This window comes from Mesorhizobium sp. M7D.F.Ca.US.004.03.1.1 (assembly GCF_003998635.1).
GTDB classification, from domain to species: Bacteria; Pseudomonadota; Alphaproteobacteria; order Rhizobiales; family Rhizobiaceae; genus Mesorhizobium; species Mesorhizobium loti.
On sequence record NZ_RZQG01000536.1, the window covers coordinates 1 to 4,197 of the forward strand.

Here is a 4,197-nt window from a genome sequence, read left to right on the forward strand (position 1 = left end):
GATCAAAGGATGACGCCATGAACCCGAACGGCCAGATCGCGATCGTCACCGGCGGCGGCTCCGGTCTTGGCGAGGCAACGGCGCGCGCGCTGGCCGCCAAGGGCGCCCGCGTCGCCATCTTCGATGTCGGTATTGATCGCGCGGCCAAGGTCGCGGCCGAGATCGGCGGCATTGCCGTCCAGTGCGACGTCAGCAGTGCCGACAGCGGAACCGCTGCACTCGCCGACGTCGTCGCCAAGCTTGGCGAGCCGCGTATCCTGGTCAATTGCGCCGGCATCGCCATTGGCGTGAAGACGATCGGCAAAGATGGTCCTCATCCCCTCGATCAGTACCGCAAGGTGATCGAAGTCAATCTGATCGGCACGTTCAACATGATCCGCCTCGTCGCCGAGCGCGCGTCGAAGCTCGAGCCGCTGCAAGGTGGCGAGCGCGGCGTCATCGTCAACACCGCTTCGGTTGCCGCCTATGATGGCCAGATCGGCCAGGCCGCCTATGCGGCGTCCAAGGGCGGTGTCGTCGGCATGACGCTGCCGGTGGCGCGCGACCTTGCCCGTTCCGGCATCCGCGTCTGCACCATCGCGCCCGGCATCTTCAAGACGCCGATGATGGCCGGCATGCCGCAAGAGGTGCAGGATTCGCTGGGTGCCGCCGTGCCCTTCCCATCGCGTCTGGGCGAGCCGTCCGAATATGCCGCTCTCGCCCTTCACATCATCGAGAACCAGATGTTGAACGGCGAGACCATTCGTCTCGACGGCGCCATCCGCATGGCGCCGAAGTAGACGGTCATGAGCGCCGGCTTGCCAGCTGCCGGGAAGACCGGTCCGCTTGCCGGTTTGAAGGTGATCGAGATGGCCGGGCTCGGCCCCGTGCCGCTGGCCGGCCTGTTGCTGTCGGAGATGGGCGCCGAAGTGCTGCGCATCGAACGGGCGGGGGCGAGCCAGTTCCTGTCGCTGCCGGATGAGTACAACATCGACCGCCACGGCCGCGCACTGCTGCGCATCGACCTCAAGCGCCGGGAAGGCACCGATCTGCTGCTGCGCCTGGCCGAAAAGGCGGACATCTTGCTCGAAGGCTTTCGTCCCGGTGTCATGGAACGGCTTGGCCTCGGCCCTGAAGCGGTGCTGGCACGCAACCCGGCGCTGATCTACGGCAGCATGACCGGCTTCGGCCAGGACGGCCCGCTCGCCGGCCGCGCCGGCCACGACATCACCTACCTCGCCTATTGCGGCGTGCTGCACGCCATCGGTCACACTGACGGCCGTCCCGTCCCGCCACTCAACCTCGTCGCCGACTACGGTGGCGGTGCCATGATGCTGATTGCCGGCGTGCTGGCCGCCCTGTTCCAGCGCTCACGCACCGGCAAGGGGGAGGTCATCGACGCGGCGATGGTCGAAGGCGCCTCGATGCTGGCGACGCCGCTGCACGCCTTCATGGCGGCCGGGTTGTGGAGCGAAAAGCGCGGCGCGAACCTGCTCGATTCCGGCGCCCCCTTCTACGACACTTATGAGACGTCAGACGGCCGCCATATCGCCATCGGCTGCCTCGAGCCGCAGTTCTTCGCCGAATTCGCCAGGCTGCTGCCGCTCGACGAGCGCTTTGTATCCGGCCAGTACGACAGGGCATTGTGGCCGCCGATGCGCGCGGCCATTGCCCATCGGGTCCGGCAGAAATCGCGCGACGACTGGGACCTGCTGTTTGCCCAAACCGATGCCTGCGTTGCCCCGGTCCTATCGCTGCAAGAGGCGAAGCACCATCCGCACAATCGGGCACGCAACGCCTTTGTGACGGCGGGTGCATTCGAGCGCCCTGCCCCGGCGCCGCGTTTCTCGAGCTCGCAACCAACACTGGCCACCATGCCCGGCGATGACGATTTGTCGCCGGCGACAATACTGGCACGTTTCGGCCTTGCGAAAGCCGAGATCGACGACCTTGTCAAATCCGGCTTGCTGACCGATAACTAGAGAAGATAAATCAACTTATTGCGGTGACGCCTTGGACGAACCGAAGAAGGACGTGATCCGCGAGACAGACGCCGAAGCGATCCGGCTGGGCAAGACGCTTCTGCGCAACGCCCGCTTTGGCGCTCTGGCGGTGATCGAACCGCAAACCGGCTCGCCGCTGGCCAGCAGGGTCGGCGTGGCCACCGACATTGATGGCGCGCCGCTGATCCTGGTTTCGATGCTCTCGGCGCACACCGGCGCCCTGCTTGCCGATCCGCGCTGCTCCCTGTTGCTTGGCGAACCCGGCAAAGGTGACCCGCTGGCGCACCCGCGCCTGACACTGGTCTGCCAGGCGGCACGGCTTGAGCGCGGATCAAGCGAACACGCCCGCACCGAGCGCCGTTATCTCAACCGCAATCCCAAGGCGAAACTTTACGCCGGTCTCGGCGACTTTTCGATCTTTCGCCTCGAGCCGCAACGCGCCAGCCTCAACGGCGGCTTCGGCAAGGCCTATCAGCTCGATCAATCGGATGTGCTCACAAGCGGACCGATCGTCGAGGAACTGGCGACGAGCGAACAATCCGCCATCGACCACATGAACGCCGACCATCTCGACGCGATCGCCGTTTATGCAAAGCATTTCACGAAAGTGTCCGGCAACGGCTGGATAATTGCCGGATTCGATGCCGATGGTATGGATCTGGTGTCGGGCGACGATGTTTGCCGGGTCTTCTTCCCACAACCCTTGGCAGCAGCACGCGAATTGCGACACGTTCTGGTCGAAATGGCCAGGGTCGGACGGGCCTCGGTCGACGTCGGCACTGGACTTAATTATGATTGATCAAAAGCAACACTTGAGATTTAAATGAAATGCTCTACCTTTTGTTGGTGACGTTGAATCGCATGTGCCGATTCACGAGTGAGTTTATGGAATCAGATGCCATTGCCCCCATGGCGTCAGGATGAACAAGAAGCATGGGGGATCGATGGTCTCGACAAAGCTAATCGTCAACGCCGAAGCGGCGGCAGAGTTTCTCATGCTGATGGGCAATGAGAAGCGCCTGTTGATCATGAGCTATCTCGCCGAGGGTGAAATGTCGGTCGGCGCCATCGCCGAGAAGGTGATGCTCAGCCAATCCGCCCTGTCCCAGCATCTCGCCAAGTTGCGGGCGCTCGACCTCGTCGACACACGCCGCGACCGGCAGATGATTTACTATTCCTGTAAATCCGACGCCGTGCGCGAACTGCTCCACATGCTGGACGGTATTTTCGGCAGCGGCAAGGACGACCTGTCCCAGATGGCGCACCGTTTGCGCCGTGCCGGAACCTGACCACACTGTAGCCCGCTGACCTCACCGGCGATTTCAAAGCGACATGCGCCCATCCGGGCGCACAGAGGTAGCTGATCGTTGTCAGAGCGACATGCGCCCATCCGGGCGCACAGAGGTAGCTGATCGTCGCGAATTGTCGCATCGTGCTTTCCTGGCCAAAGGTGAGCGCCGGGGATCGTTCCGGATATTCGGGCCGATGCGACGGCCGCGAGGAATGCATGGATCCCATTCGCATCGACGACCCGCAAGATCCGCGCGTCGCTGCCTATCTCGACATCCGCGAGCGTGACCTCGCCGGCCGGCAAGGCCGCTTCGTCGCCGAAGGCAAGGTGGTGTTGGACCTGCTGCTCTCGGCAGGGCGCTTTGCCGCCGAATCGGCGCTGATCCTGGAAAATCGGCTGGCCGGTCTCGAGGAGATCCTGCGCAAGGCGCCGGCCGACCTCCCCGTCTATGTCGCCACCAGCGCGGTGATGGACGCAATCGCCGGGTTTCACATGCATCGTGGCATCCTGGCCATGGGACGCAAGGGGGCGCCGCAGTCGGCTGAGGCTCTTCTCGATGCCTTGCCAGCCCAGGCGCTGGTCGTGGTGCTCGTCGGCATCGCCAACCATGACAATATGGGTTCGATCTTCCGCAACGCCGCCGCCTTTGGCGCCGACGCAGTTCTGCTGGATGCGACATGTTGCGATCCGCTCTACCGCAAGGCGATCCGCGTTTCCGTCGGCGCCGCGCTCAAGATCCCGTTCGCATCGTTCGCCGACACCGCCGGCTTCACGGCAATGCTCGCCCGGCGCGGCTTCGAACAATTCGCGCTCTCACCACGCGGGCGGACCGACATCCGCGATGCGCAGCGGAGTGAACGCATGGCGCTCTATCTCGGTACCGAGGGTGAAGGCTTGCCGGACAGCCTGCTCGCACGCCTGCAT

General features: G+C 64.0%; 5 protein-coding genes. All 5 read left to right on the forward strand.

Annotation, left to right across the window (positions count from 1 at the left end):
* The first annotated feature begins 17 nt into the window (after positions 1–17).
* A complete protein-coding gene (locus EN935_RS24780) occupies positions 18–779 on the forward strand; it encodes a 3-hydroxyacyl-CoA dehydrogenase (protein WP_127263253.1) in 762 nt (253 codons plus the stop codon).
* Positions 780–785: 6 nt separating this feature from the next.
* Positions 786–1,961: a CaiB/BaiF CoA-transferase family protein gene (locus EN935_RS24785; RefSeq protein ID WP_127263252.1), complete on the forward strand. Its 1,176-nt coding sequence runs from the start codon at positions 786–788 to the stop codon at positions 1,959–1,961.
* A 31-nt stretch (positions 1,962–1,992) separates the two neighbouring features.
* Positions 1,993–2,781, forward strand: a complete 789-nt coding sequence (locus EN935_RS24790; RefSeq protein ID WP_127263251.1) for a HugZ family protein — start codon at positions 1,993–1,995, stop codon at positions 2,779–2,781.
* A gap of 145 nt (positions 2,782–2,926) precedes the next feature.
* Entirely contained in the window at positions 2,927–3,271 is a 345-nt protein-coding gene (locus tag EN935_RS24795; RefSeq protein WP_109659611.1) for a metalloregulator ArsR/SmtB family transcription factor, read from the forward strand.
* A gap of 218 nt (positions 3,272–3,489) precedes the next feature.
* Positions 3,490–4,197 (forward strand): RNA methyltransferase (locus tag EN935_RS24800; RefSeq protein WP_164771317.1); only part of this gene is annotated, 708 nt, incomplete at its 3' end.

What these genes read in the sequence shown, in the direction of transcription:
- EN935_RS24780 (WP_127263253.1), top strand. Translation starts at nt 18, where the DNA reads ATGAACCCGAACGGCCAGATCGCGATCGTCACCGGCGGCGGCTCCGGT.
- EN935_RS24785 (WP_127263252.1), top strand. Translation starts at nt 786, where the DNA reads ATGAGCGCCGGCTTGCCAGCTGCCGGGAAGACCGGTCCGCTTGCCGGT.
- EN935_RS24795 (WP_109659611.1), top strand. Translation starts at nt 2,927, where the DNA reads ATGGTCTCGACAAAGCTAATCGTCAACGCCGAAGCGGCGGCAGAGTTT.